The 15,374-nt window shown below is 69.0% G+C and carries 12 protein-coding genes; 2 read left to right on the top strand and 10 right to left on the bottom strand.

The features are described 5' to 3' along the window. Window positions 1–32: 32 nt before the first annotated feature. The 5 genes from xdhC to BMY22_RS01385 form a co-directional block, all read right to left on the bottom strand. On the bottom strand, window positions 33–875 hold the full coding sequence (xdhC, locus tag BMY22_RS01405; protein WP_090618977.1) for a xanthine dehydrogenase accessory protein XdhC: 843 nt from the start codon (window positions 873–875) through the stop codon (window positions 33–35). After that, a complete protein-coding gene (gene xdhB, locus BMY22_RS01400) occupies window positions 872–3,316 on the bottom strand; it encodes a xanthine dehydrogenase molybdopterin binding subunit (protein WP_244158764.1) in 2,445 nt (814 codons plus the stop codon). The genes xdhC and xdhB overlap by 4 nt, the downstream gene beginning before the upstream one ends. Further along, complete coding sequence (gene xdhA, locus BMY22_RS01395; RefSeq protein ID WP_090618976.1) at window positions 3,309–4,757, bottom strand: xanthine dehydrogenase small subunit; 1,449 nt, start codon at window positions 4,755–4,757, stop codon at window positions 3,309–3,311. Before xdhA ends, xdhB begins: the two co-directional genes overlap by 8 nt. Before the next feature lie 102 nt (window positions 4,758–4,859). Next, window positions 4,860–5,807 (bottom strand): adenosine deaminase, encoded by a 948-nt coding sequence (locus tag BMY22_RS01390; RefSeq protein WP_090618974.1) that lies wholly within the window; start codon window positions 5,805–5,807, stop codon window positions 4,860–4,862. Window positions 5,808–6,170: 363 nt separating this feature from the next. Further along, the gene (locus BMY22_RS01385) at window positions 6,171–7,085 is read right to left on the bottom strand and encodes a TauD/TfdA dioxygenase family protein (protein WP_090618972.1); all 915 of its coding nucleotides are present in this window, start codon (window positions 7,083–7,085) and stop codon (window positions 6,171–6,173) included. A gap of 417 nt (window positions 7,086–7,502) precedes the next feature. On the opposite strand from BMY22_RS01385, the gene BMY22_RS01380 reads away from it, so the two are divergent. Beyond that, window positions 7,503–8,540: a sigma-54 interaction domain-containing protein gene (locus BMY22_RS01380; RefSeq protein ID WP_090619104.1), complete on the top strand. Its 1,038-nt coding sequence runs from the start codon at window positions 7,503–7,505 to the stop codon at window positions 8,538–8,540. A gap of 94 nt (window positions 8,541–8,634) precedes the next feature. On the opposite strand, the gene BMY22_RS01375 is transcribed toward BMY22_RS01380, so the two are convergent. The 4 genes from BMY22_RS01375 to BMY22_RS01360 form a co-directional block, all read right to left on the bottom strand. Continuing rightward, window positions 8,635–9,675, bottom strand: a complete 1,041-nt coding sequence (locus BMY22_RS01375; protein ID WP_090618971.1) for an NADP(H)-dependent aldo-keto reductase — start codon at window positions 9,673–9,675, stop codon at window positions 8,635–8,637. Between the two features lie 80 nt (window positions 9,676–9,755). Beyond that, complete coding sequence (locus BMY22_RS01370) at window positions 9,756–10,376, bottom strand: glutathione S-transferase N-terminal domain-containing protein (protein WP_090618969.1); 621 nt, start codon at window positions 10,374–10,376, stop codon at window positions 9,756–9,758. 60 nt (window positions 10,377–10,436) lie between these two features. Beyond that, on the bottom strand, window positions 10,437–11,390 hold the full coding sequence (locus tag BMY22_RS01365) for a TauD/TfdA dioxygenase family protein (protein ID WP_090618967.1): 954 nt from the start codon (window positions 11,388–11,390) through the stop codon (window positions 10,437–10,439). A 59-nt stretch (window positions 11,391–11,449) separates the two neighbouring features. Then, complete coding sequence (locus BMY22_RS01360; protein ID WP_090618966.1) at window positions 11,450–12,811, bottom strand: LLM class flavin-dependent oxidoreductase; 1,362 nt, start codon at window positions 12,809–12,811, stop codon at window positions 11,450–11,452. Window positions 12,812–13,230: 419 nt separating this feature from the next. Between BMY22_RS01360 and BMY22_RS01350 the strand changes: the two genes are divergently transcribed. Beyond that, complete coding sequence (locus tag BMY22_RS01350) at window positions 13,231–14,310, top strand: ABC transporter substrate-binding protein (RefSeq protein ID WP_090618964.1); 1,080 nt, start codon at window positions 13,231–13,233, stop codon at window positions 14,308–14,310. Window positions 14,311–14,313: 3 nt separating this feature from the next. Here the strand turns inward: BMY22_RS01350 and BMY22_RS01345 are convergent, their stop codons facing one another. Next, on the bottom strand, window positions 14,314–15,303 hold the full coding sequence (locus BMY22_RS01345; RefSeq protein ID WP_244158762.1) for a PhnD/SsuA/transferrin family substrate-binding protein: 990 nt from the start codon (window positions 15,301–15,303) through the stop codon (window positions 14,314–14,316). Between the last annotated feature and the right edge of the window lie 71 nt (window positions 15,304–15,374).

The raw sequence follows: 15,374 nt of genomic DNA, 5'->3' as shown, positions 1-15,374 counted from the left end.
CGCCAGCAAGCTGGCTCCTACCGAGAGGTCATTCAGGCCGGGCTGCGCCGCGAGGCCGGCAACAGTTTGGCGATGCGCTCGCCGCCCTGGCTCTCTTCGCCGAAACGGGCGTTGTAGGTGGCGATCACCTCGCCGGCGATGGAGATGGCGATCTCCAGCGGCAGCTTGCCCTTCACCTCGGGCAGGCCCATCGGGCAGCGCATGCGCTGCACCGTCTCGGCGGCCAGGCCGCGTTCGTGCAGGCGGTGCTCGAAGCGGGCGCGCTTGCTCTTCGAGCCGATCAGCCCGAAGTAGGCGAAGTCGTTGCGTTTGAGGATGGCCTCGGCGAGCTGCAGGTCGAGCTGGTGATCGTGGGTCATGACGATGAAGTAGCTGCCGGCGGGCATCCGCTCGACCTCCTCGAGCACCTCGTCGTTCACCACCCGTTCCACCGCGGCGGGCAGGGGATCGGGAAATTCCTCCTCGCGCGAATCGATCCAGCGCAGCCGGCACGGCAGGCCGGCGAGCAGCGGCGCCAGGGCGCGGCCGACGTGGCCGGCACCGAACAGGGCGATGCGCGCCTGCGGCTGGCCCAGCGGCTCGAACAGCAGCACGGTGGCGCCGCCGCAGCACTGGCCGAGGCTGGCGCCAAGGGCGAAGCGCTCCAGGCGCGCGGCCTGGCTGCGACTCTCCAGCATCTCGCGGGCGATCTGCATGGCCTTGAATTCCAGGTGCCCGCCGCCGATGGTGTCGTGCAGCCGCTCGCCCTCGACCACCATCTTCGCCCCGGCGTTGCGCGGCGTGGAGCCCTGTTCCTCGACGATGGTCACCAGCACGCAGGGCTCGCCGCGTTGCTTGAGCTCGGCCAGGGCGTCGATCCAGCTCATGTTGCTCATGCGTGGCTCCCCGATTCGTAGGGCGGGTGCAACCCGCCATTGGGAGTTGCGCCTTGACCCTGTCCGGCGGGTTGCACCCGCCCTACGTCCTGGTGCAGCTTTTTCATCTGTTCCACGCCCCAGAGCACCCGCTCCGGGGTCGCCGGGGCGTCGATGGCGGGCTGCAGGCGGTAGTCAGCGAGGCTGGCCACGGCGTCCTTGATCGCGCACCACACCGAGATGCCGAGCATGAACGGCGGCTCGCCGACGGCCTTGGAGTGGAACACCGTGTCCTCCGGGTTGCGGCGGTTCTCCACCAGCTTGACCCGCAGGTCGGCCGGCACGTCGGCGACCGTGGGGATCTTGTAGCTGGCCGGCCCGGCGGTGAGCAGCCGGCCCTGGTCGTCCCAGACCAGCTCCTCGCTGGTCAGCCAGCCCATGCCCTGGACGAAGCCGCCCTCGACCTGGCCGATGTCGATGGCCGGGTTCAGCGAGGCGCCGACATCGTGGAGGATGTCGGCGCGCAACAGGCGGTACTCGCCGGTCAGGGTGTCGACCAGCACCTCCGAACAGGCCATGCCGAAGGCGTAGTAGTAGAACGGCCGGCCGCGCGCCTGGGCGCGGTCGTAGTAGATCTTCGGCGTGCGGTAGAAGCCGGTGCTGGAGAGCGACACCTGGCCGACGTAGGCCGCCTGGATCAGCTCCTCGAAGCTCAGGTAGCGGTCGCGGATGCGCACCTGGCCGTTCCTGAACTGCACGTCTTCCTCGCCGACCTGCCAGTGCCGGGCGGCGAATTCGACCAGGCGCTGCTTGATGGTCTGCGCGGCCTCCTTGGCCGCCTTGCCGTTCAGGTCGGCGCCGCTGGAGGCGGCGGTGGGCGAGGTGTTGGGCACCTTGCCGGTGTTCGCCGGGCTGATCTGGATGCGCGCGATGTTCACCTGGAACACCTCGGCGACCACTTGGGCGACCTTGGTGTTGAGGCCCTGGCCCATCTCGGTGCCGCCGTGGTTGAGGTGGATGCTGCCGTCGGTGTAGACGTGCAGCAGCGCGCCGGCCTGGTTGAGAAAGCTCGAGGTGAAGCTGATGCCGAACTTCACCGGGGTCAGCGCCAGGCCCTTCTTCAGCACCGGGCTATGCGCGTTGAAGGCGCGGATCTCCTCGCGGCGCGCGGCGTAGGCGCAGCTTTCCTCCAGCTCGGCGGTCATCTCCTCGAGCAGGTTGTGCTCCACCGTCTGGTGGTAGTGGGTGACGTTGCGCTCGGTCTTGCCGTAGTAGTTGAGCCTGCGCACCGCCAGCGGGTCCTTGCCGAGCCGGCGGGCGATGGCGTCCATGATCTCCTCGATGGCGAGCATCCCCTGCGGGCCGCCGAAGCCGCGAAAGGCGGTGTTGGAGGCCAGGTTGGTCTTGCAGCGGTGGCCGTCGATCAGCGCCTCGCCCAGGTAGTAGGCGTTGTCGGCGTGGAACATCGCGCGGTCGACGATGGCCCCGGAGAGGTCCGGCGAATAGCCGCAGTTGGCCGCCAGCTGGATGTGCACGCCGTGCAGGCGGCCGTCGTCGTCGAAGCCGACCTCGTACTCCAACTGGAAGGGGTGGCGCTTGCCGGTGATCCGCATGTCCTCGCTGCGCGGCAGGCGCATCTTGGTCGGCCGCCCGGTCAGGCGGGCGATCACCGCGCACAGGCAGGCCGGCGCCGCGGCCTGGGTTTCCTTGCCGCCGAAGCCGCCGCCCATGCGGCGCATGTCCACCTCCACCTTGTTCATCGGCACGCCGAGCACCTCGGCGACCAGCTTCTGCACCTCGGTGGGGTGCTGGGTCGAGCTGTGGACCAGCATGCCGCCGTCCTCGGTAGGCAGCACCGCGGCGATCTGCGTCTCCAGGTAGAAATGCTCCTGGCCGCCGATCCGCAGGCTGCCGGCGAGGCGATGGGGGGCACCGGCCAGCGCCGTGGCGGCGTCGCCGCGCTTGTGGCTGTGGCTGTCGAGGACGAACTGCCGGCGGCGCAGGGCCTCGTCCACCGTCAGCACCGGCTCCAGATCCTCGTATTCGATCACCGCCGCCAGCGCCGCGCGGCGGGCGTTCTCCAGGCTGTCGGCGGCCACCGCCAGCACCGGCTGGCCGAGGTACTGCACGGTGCCGTCGGCGAGCAGCGGATCGCCGGGAAACACCGGGCCGATGTCCAGCTTGCCGGGCACGTCGGCGCTGGTGATGGCGATGGCCACGCCGGGGATCGCGTAGCAGGGCGCGGTGTCGATCCTGAGGATGCGTGCGTGGGCGCGCTCGGACAGGCGCGCGTAGACGTGCAGCTGGTTGGGGAATTCCAGGCGGTCGTCGACGTAGAGCGCCTCGCCGGTCACGTGCTTGGCCGCGCTCTCGTGCTTGACGCTGCGGCCGACGCCGCTGGCCAGTTCGGCGCGGAACAGTGCGGCGAGTTCTTCCTGACTGTGGGAGATGAGCTCAGACATGATCGGTCACCCGGGTCGGCAGTGCCGGCGTGTGCAGTTCGAGGAAGGCCTTGCGCAACAGGTTCTGCGCGGCGAGCAGGCGGTATTCGCGGCTGGCGCGGAAATCGCTGAGCGGCGCGAAGTCGCCGGCCAGCGCCGCGCAGGCGCGCTCGACGGCGGCGGCATCGAACGGCTGGCCGACCAGTGCCTGCTCGCAGGCCGCGGCGCGTTTGGGGATCGCCGCCATGCCGCCGAAGGCGATGCGCGCCTCGCGCACCCGGCCGTCCTCGAGCGTGAGGTTGAAGGCGGCGCAGACCGCCGAGATGTCGTCGTCCAGGCGCTTGGACAGCTTGTAGGCGCGAAACGCCTGGCCGGGACGGGCGCGCGGCACGAGGATCTTCTCGATGAACTCGCCCGGCTGCAGGGCGGTGGCCTTGTAGTCGAGGAAGAAGTCCTCCAGCGCCAGCGTGCGGCTGGCCTCGCCCTGGCGCAGCAGCAGGCGCGCGCCGAGGGCGATCAACAGCGGCGGTGCGTCGCCGATCGGCGAGGCGTTGCCGATGTTGCCGCCCAGGGTACCCTGGTTGCGGATCTGCAGGGAGGCGAAGCGCGCGAGCAGCGCGCCGAAGTCCGGATACTCGGCGGCCAGCGCCGCATGGCAGTCGGTCAGCGGCGTGGCGGCGCCGATCTCGAGGGTGTCGCTGCCCACCGTCACCCGCTTGAGCTCCTCGACCCGGCCGAGGTGGATGGTCAGCGGCAGGGCGCGGTGCTGCTGGGTCACCTCCAGGGCGAGATCGGTGCCGCCGGCGAACAGCCGCGCCTCGGGGTGGGCCGCGTACAGCGTGGCCAGCTCGGCGACGCTGCTCGGCAGCAGGCAGCGTTTGTCGCCGTCGGCCAGTTCGGTGCTGCCTTGGGCGATGGCCTTGAGCGCGGCGACGATCTCGGCCTCGGCGGCGTCGAACTGGTCCGGCTCCGTAACGCTGCAGGCCTGCTCGGCGGCGGCGAGGATCGGCCGGTAGCCGGTGCAGCGGCAGAGGTTGCCGGCCAGGGCGGCGCAGGCCTGCTCCCGGTCGGGACTGTCGGCGTTTTTCTGCAGGGCGAACAGCGACATGACCACGCCGGGCGTGCAGAAACCGCACTGCGAGGCGTGCTGGTCGACCATCGCCTGCTGCACGGCGTGCAACTGGCCGTCGTGCCTGAGGTCTTCCACCGTGAGCAACTGCTTGCCGTGCAGGGCGGCGACGAAGGTCAGGCAGGCGTTGAGGCTGCGGTAGCGCAGGTGCTCCCGTCCCGCCTCGCCGACCAGTTCGCCGATCACCACGGTGCAGGCGCCGCAGTCGCCGGAGGCGCAGCCTTCCTTGGTGCCGGTCTTGTGCCGGTGCTCGCGCAGGTAGCGGAGCACCGTGAGGTTCGGGTCGAGGGTGCGCTCGCTGCGCAGTTCGCGGTTGAGGAGAAACTGGATCACTGCATCCTCCGGAGATTCGACGGTGCCGCGCGTAGGGTGAAAAACTCGCGCAGCGATTTTCCACCATGACCGCGCCGCCGGTGGGAAAGGCCTGTAACCAATTCAGACCAAGCGAGCATCCAGGCTGTTCTGGGCCAGGCGTTCGGCCTGCTCGCAGGTCATGCCGAGGCTTTCCTGCAGGGCGGCGAAGTTCTCCGTGACGTAGCCGCCGAAATAGGCCGGGTCGTCGGAGTTCACCGTCACCTTCACGCCCATTTCCAGCAGCTTGAGGATGTTGTGCTCGGCCATGTCCTTGAACACGCAGAGCTTGACGTTGGACAGCGGACAGACGGTGAGCGGGATCTGCTCGTCGATCAGCCGCTCCAGCAGCCTGGGGTCCTCCGCGGCACGCACGCCGTGGTCGATGCGCTTGACCTTGAGCAGGTCGAGGGCTTCCCAGATGTACTCCGGCGGGCCTTCCTCGCCGGCATGGGCGACGGCGGCGAAGCCCTCGGCGCGGGCGCGCTCGAACACCTGGCGGAACTTGCGTGGCGGATGACCCTTTTCCGAGCTGTCCAGACCCACGGCGATGAAGGCGTGGCGGAAGGGCAGGGCCTGGTCGAGGGTCTTGTGCGCTTCCTCCTCGGAAAGGTGGCGCAGGAAGCTGAGGATCAGCCCGCTGCTGATGCCGAGCTGCTTGCGGCCGTCCTCCAGCGCCTGGCCGATGCCGCTCAGCACCGTCTCGAAGGGGATGCCGCGCTCGGTGTGGGTCTGCGGGTCGAAGAAGGGTTCGGTATGGACGACGTTCTGCACCTTGCACTTTTGCAGGTAGGCCCAGGTCAGGTCGTAGAAGTCCTGTTCGGTGCGCAGCACCCCGGCGCCCTGGTAGTAGAGGTCGAGGAATTCCTGCAGGTTGCGGAAGGCATAGGCCTTGCGCAGGCTGTCCACGTCGGCCCAGGGCAGGGCGACCTTGTTGCGTTCGGCGAGGGCGAACAGCAGTTCCGGCTCCAGCGAGCCTTCGAGGTGCAGGTGCAGTTCGGCTTTGGGCAAGGCGTTGAGCCAGGCGTACATGGGATGGCCTCTTGTCGATCAGGGGCAGGCTGGGCAGGGCGGCGGTTCTCGAGTGGCCTGTTTGGTTGATTCGATTAGTCAATTTCAGCGCCCGAAGTCCCGATACGGCGTTGCCACTCCTCGCCATAGCCCTGCTATGACTCGTCGCGGCGCCTTGTCTCGGAACCTCGGTCATCCGAACTTGAGTTAACCAATCAACCGCACAGGCCACTTAGCCCTGCGTATGGTGACTAGCTTGCCTCTTGTCGCCGCGCCCTGCCACTGCCGCGAGGGCCGTGGGCACGGGTTCGGCGATCCGACGAGGGGCGATCCTCGCGGGGAATGCGCAGGCAGCAGCGGCGACCGCGCGGGCCGCCGAAGGTTTCAGCCGGCCTTCTTCAGCGCCAGCTTGTCCGCTTCGCTGCGCGGGATGCGGGTCTCCGGGCTGGGCTTGATGGCCCGGCTGGTTTCGCCGCCGACCGACACCGGAATCTCCCCGAGCACCGTGGTGCGGCGCACGATGCGCCGGGCGCTGCCGTAGTCGTCGACGGCGATGTGCTGGGTGGCGCGGTTGTCCCACAGCGCCACGTCGCCCTTGCTCCAGCGCCAGCGCACGGTGTTCTCCAGCCTGACGATGTGCGCCTGGAAAATCTCCAGCAGCGCGTGCGAATCGCGGGAGTTGAGGCCGAGGATCTTCTGCACGAAATGGCCGAGCACCAGCGCCTTCTCGCCGGTTTCCGGGTGCACGCGGACCAGCGGGTGCTCGGTCTCGTAGCGGGTGGCGGTGAACTCTTCGCGAAAACGCTTGTTGGCGACCGCCTCGATCTGCTTGGGCGCGGCGTAATCGTAGACGTTGGTGTGCAGGGTCCACAGGCTGTCGGCCAGCACGCGCAGCGGCTCCGGCAGATCCTGGTAGGCGCTGACGGTGTTGGCGAACACGGTGTCGCCGCCGGCCTCGGGAATCACCTCGCCGCGCAGGATGGTGACCTTCGGATAGTCGGCGACGAACGTGATGTCGGTATGCCAGGAATTGGCTCGCGAGCGCTCGGAGTCCACGTCGAAAATACCGGCGGTGTTTTCCGCGGTATGCACGGTCGGATGGACCACCAGATCGCCGAAGCGGCGGCCGAAGGCTTCCTGCTCGGCGTCGCTGAGGTGCTGGTCGCGCAGGAACAGCGCCTTGTGCCTGAGCAGGGCCTGTTGCAGCTCGGCGAACTGCGCATCGGACAGATCGGTCAGGCGCACGCCGCTGACGATGGCGCCGATGCGGCCGGTGACGGGGCGGATATCCAGGGGCATGTCGTTTCTCCTGTGGGACTACTGCGACTCCTTGCCGCAGGCGATGGGATTGAGCCTGCGCGGCGCTGCGGCCGGCGGCAGGCCGCTCGGCGAGCAGGGGGCCGCGCATTCGTCCCCAGGGCAGGAGCAGAAAGCATGCCATTGCCGGTGAGTCAGTGATTTCGCGGCTTTTGGCCGCCTCATGGCTGCGGAACTGTTGGATTTCGCGCAGCTTGCGCAGCCCGCTGGCGATTATCCCGCAGTTGCCGGCTGTGCTCCGGCAAGGGCATATATCGATTAAATGGAATATACAAATCCGATTTGATTATTTTTAAACATAAGCATTGGCCGCTAGAGTCCTGCCGCACCGAATATCTGTCCGCGAGGCCGTCCATGAGCGCTCCCGTCCTGACCCTGGCTCCCCACGAAAACAGCCGCATGGAGATCCGCGCCAAGGCCCTGCTGTTCGCCGATGCCCGCTCGCAGCAACTGCTGGCCCAGGCCGAGCTGGTCGCCGGCAGCCCGGTGCCGGTGCTGATCCAGGGCGAGACCGGCACCGGCAAGGAGCTGCTGGCCCGCCACCTGCACCAGCGCAGCGGGCGCAAGGGGCCGTTCGTCGCGGTGAACGGCGCGGCGATCAGCGAGACCCTGGCCGAGAGCGAGTTCTTCGGCCACGAGGCCGGCGCCTTCACCGGCGCCACCGGGCGCCGCGAGGGCTGGTTCGAGGCGGCCAACGGCGGCACCCTGTTCCTCGACGAGATCGGCGACCTGCCGCTGGCGCTGCAGGTCAAGCTGCTGCGCGTGCTGCAGGAGCGCGAGGTGGTGCGGGTCGGCGGGCGCAAGCCGATTCCTATCGACGTGCGGCTGGTCACCGCGACCCACGTCGACCTGCAGTCGGCGATTGCCGCCGGGCGTTTTCGCGAGGACCTGTTCTACCGCCTGAACATCGTCACCCTGGCCATTCCGCCGCTGCGCGACCGGCCCGGCGACATCCTGCCGCTGGCCCGCCACTTCCTCGGCCAGTTCGCCCGCGAGCACGCCCGCGAGGAGCCGGCGCTGGCGCCGGACGCCCTCGAGCGCCTGCTCGGGCACAGTTGGCCGGGGAACATCCGCGAACTGGAGAACGTGTTGTTGTCCGCCGCGCTGCTCGCCGGCGGCCAACCGATCGAGGGCCGCCACTTGCAGCTGCGCCCGCGCAGCGCGCCGCCGGTCAGCGCCCGGCCGCTGACGGCGCCGGCCGAGGCCCCGGTCGATCCGCTCTGGCAGGGCATCCAGAAGCAGCTCGGCGAGCTGCTCGAGCGCGGCGACGACGGCCTGCTGGCGCGCTGGGAGTCGCTGCTGCTGGAAACCACCCTGCAGCGCCATCGCTACAACCAGGTGCACAGCGCCGACCGCCTCGGCATCAGCCGCCACGCCCTGCGCACCCTGCTGAAGCGTTACGACCTGCTGCCCGAGACGCGCGCACCGCGGGTCTGAGGTGTTCTCGGGGCAGCAGTAGGGTGGATGGCCGAGGCCATCCACCATGGTGGACAAGCCTGCGGCGTTGTCCACCCTACGAAAGCGGCGGCTTTCAAGGCGCCGGGTTGGGCTGCTCGGTATGGATGCGCTCGATACCGGCGAGCAACTCGTCGCCCAGCTTCAGGTCGAGGCTGGCGATATTGCTCTCCAGCTGTTCCAGGCTGGTGGCGCCGATGATGTTGCTGGTGACGAACGGCCGGCTGGTGACGTAGGCCAGGGCCAGTTGCGCCGGATCGACGCCGTGCTCGCGGGCCAGGGCGACGTAGGCGCTGGCGGCGCGGCGCGCCTGCGGGCTGTTGTAGCGCTGGAAGCGCTCGAACAGGGTCAGCCGCGCCTTCGGCGGCTGGGCGCCGTTCTCGTACTTGCCGGAGAGCAGGCCGAAAGCCAGCGGCGAGTAGGCGAGCAGGCCGACCTGTTCGCGGATGGCGATTTCCGCCAGGCCTACCTCGAAGCTGCGGTTGAGCAGGTTGTAGGGGTTCTGGATCGACACCGCCCGCGACCAACCGTGGGTTTCCGCCAGGTGCAGGAAGCGCTGCACGCCCCACGGCGTCTCGTTGGAGAGGCCGATATGGCGGATCTTGCCGCTCTTCACCAGGCCGTCGAGGGCCTCCAGGGTTTCCTCGATCGGCGTGATATGGGCGTCCGGGTCGTGCCGGTAGCCGAGCTGGCCGAAGAAGTTGGTCTGCCGGTCCGGCCAGTGCAGCTGGTAGAGGTCGATGTAGTCGGTCTGCAGGCGCGCGAGGCTGGCGTCCACCGCGGCGGTCAGGTTGGCGCGGTCGAAATGGTTGCGGCCGCCGCGGATGTGGGTGATGCCGTTGCCCGGCGGTGCCGCCTTGGTGGCGACGATCCAGTCGCCGCGCCCGCCGTGGCGCCTGAAGTAGTGGCCGATGATGGTCTCGGTGGCGCCGGCGGTTTCCGCCTTCGGCGGCACCGGGTACATCTCGGCGGTGTCGATGAAGTTGATCCCGGCTGCCTGGGCGCGGCGGATCTGCTCGAAGCCTTCGGCTTCGCTGTTCTGTTCGCCCCAGGTCATGCTGCCGAGCGCCAGCGCGCTGACCTGGAGATCGGTCCTGCCGAGTGGGCGGTAGATCATTGCGGATTTCCTTTGCCGAGGTGGGTGGAAGGGCAGAGTACCCCATGTGGCGGCCCGCCGCGGATCGGCGGGCGCCGGACCTACAGCAGCCCTTCGGCGGCCAGAGCCTTCTGGACCGCCGGGCGGGCGCGGAAGGCCGCGCCGACGCGGGCGATCTGCGCCAGGTCGGCGAAGCGCTCGCCGAGGCGCGGCAGCCAGCCGGCGAACACCCCGAGATAGGCGTCGGCGATGCTGTAGCGCTCGTCCACCAGCCACTGCCGCCCGTTCAGGTGACGCTCGATGTGCGCCAGCGCCTGGTGCAGCTGTTCGGCGGCCTGGGCGCGGATGCCCGGATGGGCGCCTTCGTCGGCCGAGTAGCGCTCCGGACGGTTCAGCGGGCGGAAGCCGCCGACATGCACCTCGGAGGTCAGGTAGCCGATCCAGCTCTGGATCTGCGTGCGCTCCCAGCTTCCGGCCGGGGCGAACAGCCCGGCTTCCGGCCTGAGGTCGGCCAGGTAGGGCAGCAGCGCGCTGTTCTCGGTGAGCACCGTGCCGTCGTCGAGCTGCAGCGCCGGCACCCGGCCCAGCGGGTTGACGGCGTGGATCGGCGAGTCGGGGGTGCGCAGGGCCACCGATTCGATGCGGATCGGCAGGTCGAGTTCGTGGACCAGGCTGTGGGCGGCCAGGGAGCAGGCGCCGGAGGCGATGTACAGGACGGTCATGCGATACCTCGTGGCGGGGGCGACGGCGTGGTCACGCCCCCGTTGGATGGATGGAAGGGATCAGGCGGCCGGATGGGCCAGCACCGGCTCGCCGGCGATAACGCGGGAGGGGCGGCCGTCCGGGCCGACGGGGATCTCGCCGACCAGGGTGATGCGGTACAGCTGGCGGGCGAGGTCGGTGGCGTGGATGTCCGTCGGCGGCTGGTGGGCGGTGACCCGGTTGTCCCAGAAGGCCAGCGAGCCGGGCCGCCACTTGAAGCGCACGGTGTATTCGGGGCGGATCGCCTGCTCGAAGAGCAGTTCCAGCAACTGCTCGCTCTCGCGCGGGCTGAGGCCGACGATGCGCTTGAGGAAGCTCGGGCTGACGAACAGCGCCTTCTCGCCGGTTTCCGGGTGCACCCGCACCAGCGGGTGTTCGCTGATCAGCGGGCGGGCCGCCAGCGGTTCGCTGAAACCCGGCCGCGCCTCGGCGCCCTCCGGCGGGGTGAAGCGGTGCTCGCCGCGCAGGCCGTCGACGAAGGCCTGCAGGGTCGGCGACAGGCCGTTGTAGGCGGCCACCAGGTCGGTCCACTGGGTGTCGCCGCCATAGGGCGGGATGTCCACGCCGCGCAGGATCGCCGCCGCCGGCGGGTTGACCGCCGCGCTCACGTCGGTGTGCCAGCCGCTCCACGGGCGCACCAGGCGCTCGTCGGTGAAGCGCGCCTTGAAGCGGTCGCGGCCGACCGAATAGATCTCCGGGTGTCCCTCGACATGGCCGAACACCGGGTGGCCGACGGTCAGCTCGCCGAACTGCCGGCCGAGCGCCACCTGCTGGGCGTGGTCGAGGTGCTGGTCGTGGAAGAACAGCACCTTCCAGCGCAGCAAAGCGGCGCGGATGGCCTCGCGCTGGGCGGAGGGCAGCGGGCGCGACAGGTCGATCCCGTCGATCTGGGCGCCGATGTGCAGGGACAGCGGGGTGATGACGAGCGCCTCGGCTCGAGGCACGGCCTGCTGCAGGCGGGCGGGGGACGGCATGGCAACTCCTTGTGCGGATGAACGCTGGGGCGGGCCGCGGCGGCCCGCCGGGACGGGGATCAGCTCGCCGCGCGCCGGTCGCGCCCGGCGGCATGGCGGTTTTCCGGGCGGGCCAGGCCCAGGTGCTCGCGAAGGGTGCTGCCGCTGTACTCCTCGCGGAACAGCCCGCGGCGGCGCAGTTCCGGCACCACCAGTTCGATGAACTCCTCCAGGCCGCCGGGCAGCCAGGGGGCCAGCACGTTGAAGCCGTCGGCCGCGCCCTGCTCGAACCAGCTCTGGATCTGGTCGGCGATCTGCACCGGGGTGCCCACCACCGTCCAGTGGCCGCGGGCGCCGGCGATACGCAGGTAGAGTTCGCGGATGGTCAGGTTCTCGCGGTGCGCCAGTTCGAGCAGCAGGGCCTGGCGGCTCTTGTTCTGGTTGGTGGCCGCCAGCTCGGGCAGCGGACCGTCGACATCGAAGCCGGACAGGTCGCTGCCGATCAGCGCGCTGAGCAGGTTGACGCCGACCCGCGGGTCGATCAGCTCCTGCAGTTCGCGGTACTTGGCCTGGGCTTCGGCCTCGCTGCGGCCGACCACCGGGAAGATCCCCGGGAGGATCTTCAGTTCTTCGGGCGCGCGGCCGTACTTGGCCAGGCGTCCTTTCACGTCGGCGTAGAAGGCCTGGGCGCTTTCCAGGCTCTGGTGGGCGGTGAAGATCGCCTCGGCGCTGCGCGCGGCGATTTCCCGGCCCGGCTCGGAGGAGCCGGCCTGCACCAGCACCGGGTAGCCCTGCGGCGAGCGCGCCACGTTCAGCGGGCCGCGCACCCGGTAGTGCTCGCCCTGGTGGTCCAGCACGTGCAGCTTGGTCGGATCGAAGAACTGGCCGCTGGCCTTGTCGCGGACGAAGGCGTCGTCCTCCCAGCTGTCCCACAAACCCTGCGCCACGTCGAGGAACTCCTCGGCGCGTCGGTAGCGCTCGCCGTGGTCGGGCAGCTCGCTCTGGTTGAAATTCAGCGCCTCGGCCGGCGCCGAGGAGGTCACCAGGTTCCAGCCGGCGCGCCCCCTGGAGATCCAGTCCAGCGAGGCGAACTTGCGCGCCAGGTGGTAGGGCTCGTTGTAGGTAGTGCTGACGGTGGCGATCAGGCCGATGCGCTCGGTCACCGCGGCCAGCGCCGCGAGCAGGGTGAAGGGTTCCAGGCGGGTGCCGCGGGCGGTCAGTGCCAGTTCCTCCTGGCCGCTGCCGCTATTGGCCGCGTTCACCGCCACCGAGTCGGAGACGAACACCGCATCGAACTTGGCCGCCTCGGCCAGGAGGGCCACGCGGACGTAGTCGCCGAAGTCGTGGTTGGCGTGCTCCGGCACGTCCGTACGCCGCCAGGCGGCGATGTGATGGCCGGTCGGCAGGATGAAGGCATTCAGCGCAAGCTGGCGTTTGCTCATGGCGCGTTTCCTTGGCAGGGAGTCGTGAAGAAGGCTTCCGGAGTGGCCGGAAGGTCGCGGGACTACCAAGGCAGAATGCATGCCAGCACTTCGCCCTGCCGCTGGAGGCCGCGCCGGCTCGGGGCTGCAGGGGATCGCCAGGGTTTCCGGCGCCCGCTTCGGCAGAAACGGCGGGAGCACGCTGGGAGATTTTCAACAGTTGGCCGCGGCGGCTGCGCCGTATGCAACAGTTGCCGCACTTGAGGCCGCCGCGAATCGGGACGTTTCGCCGGGCCATTCGGCCAGCGGCGTGAAGCGCTCCCCGCGCGGGCATGGCGCAGCCGGAGCTTCGTCCGCTTCGGCACAGCGCTTGCTCCGTGGCTATCGGGCGGTTGTCCTGCGCACCGCCAAGCCCCTCGAGCCGAATAAGGACATCCGCGATGAAGAAGACCAACCTGCTGGCCTCCCTGCTGCCCGGACTGCTGAGTGCGGCCCTGCTGCTGGCGCCGCTTCCGCTCAGTGCCGCCGAGCCCGTGACCATCCGCTTCGGCGTCGCCCAGGTCGGCAAGGGCGGCGTGCCCTTTTCCAACGGCGGGGTGGCCGGCCTCGCCGACCAGCGCAAGGCCCTCCAGCAGGAACTGGAGGGCAGCGACGTGCGAGTCGAGTGGCACTACTTCAAGGGCGCCGGCCCCGCGGTCAACGAGGCGCTGGCCAACCGGCAGCTGGATTTTGCCGTGCAGGGCGACCTGCCGGCGGTGGTCGCCAAGGCCGGCGGCCTGGATACCCGGCTGATCGCCGCCGACAACCTGCTCAGCTCCACCTACCTGGTGGTGCCGGCCGATTCCCCGGCCAGAACCCTGAACGACCTCAAGGGCAAGCGCGTGGCGCTCTTCAAGGGCACCAACCTGCACCTGGCGATCCTGCGCGCCCTGAAGCACCGGGGCCTCGGCGAGCGCGACTTCCGCACCCTCAACATGGACTTCGCCACCATGGCCGCCGCGCTGACCTCGAAGGATATCGACGGCGCCTGGTTCGACGCGCGGGCCTTCGATCTGCAGGCTTCCGGCGTCGGCCGGATCCTCTACGACACCCGCGCCGTCGATCCGCGCCTGACCCGCCAGGGCCATGTGCTGGTGCGCGGCGAGTTCGAGCGCGAGCATCCCGAGCTGGTGCAGAAGGTGGTGACCGCCCTGGTCAGGACCGCGGCCTGGACCTCGGACCCGGCCAACCAGGAAACGGTGCTTTCGCTCTGGGCCAACTCCGGCACGCCGCTCGAGGCGCTGCGCGCCGAGCAGGAGGGGCAGTCGTTCCAGCGCCGCTATTCGCCGCTGCTGGATGCGTTCTTCGTCGAGCGCTACCGCACCACGGTGCAGGAATCCAGGGAACTCGGCCTGATCCGCGGCGACATCGACGTGGCCCAATGGATCGAGCCGAAGTACGTCGACACCGCCATCGACCGGCTCGGCCTGCAGGCGCGCTGGCCGGCATATGACGCCAGCAACCGGCCTATTGCCCGCTGATCCTTAGTCGCCGATGAACTTGTCGTATTCAGGATAACCAGCCGTGGCATACATGGATCGCACGTAGTCATAGTCGCTGTCGTCGACGTGGGTGACGAAGCGCATGCCACGGTATTTCTTATTGCCGCGACCGTTGACAATGGCGGAGATGAGTTCATCGGAGTGCGTCGAGACGGCATTGCGGACCTTCTCGACCGCCTGCTCGTCCACGTGCGCTCCCGCCACCAGCACGTCGCTCGGCAAAACGGGCCCGTGGGCGATCACGCGGAAGGCGTCGGGCGGCAAACCGCCCATTTTCTTTTCCAGCTTGCGCGCGGCGATGAAGTTGGCGTTGTTCATGCCGATGGCGGCGACTTCCTTTCGCTTCAGCGCATCCCAGAGCGTCCGCGTATCGAAGTTGACGACCTTGGCGTCCTTCAGCGGATTCAGACCGGCGTCGGCCAGGGCCTGGAGCGGCCCCAGGTGCCTGGAGGTGGAGCCGGCGTCGCCGAGACCGATCTTGGTGCCCTTCAGGTCCTGGACGCTACGATAAGGGCTGTCGGCGAGCGTTACGATGGTCGCGAAATAGTCGGGGCGCAAAAGTCCCACGACGATGCGGGCCTTCGTTTGCTTGTGGATCACCACATATTCGGCCGGTCCGGTGAGCAGGAAGTCGACCTTCTTGGCGCGCAGGGCCTCCAGCGCCGCCGTATGGGTTTCCACCGGCAGTAACGTGATCTCCTGTCCAGTCGCCTTCGATAACGCATCCTTGAACGGGCCGAAGGACTCCTGCAGCTTCTTCATGCCCCCCACATCGGTAACCGCCAGCGTGATGCTTTCCGCCCGTGCGGCAGGAATCAGGCACGCGAGCAACGCGGCGGCCAGTCCGATTCTTTTCAAGAAACCCATCGACGTGAACTCCCGACTGTGAACAATAAAAACCACGATTATGGCATGCACCCTGTTCGGCCAGCCGAAGTACTGCGGCGTTGCAGCCAAGCGCCGCTGGGGCATGTGCGCTGGACAAGCATCGCCTGCAAGCCCCGGTCGGCGCCTTCGCTCCGGGGGAGGTGCGCTGTCAGGCG

Source organism: Azotobacter beijerinckii (assembly GCF_900110885.1).
GTDB lineage: Bacteria > Pseudomonadota > Gammaproteobacteria > Pseudomonadales > Pseudomonadaceae > Azotobacter > Azotobacter beijerinckii.
This window is presented reverse-complemented; position numbering and strand designations above follow the sequence as displayed.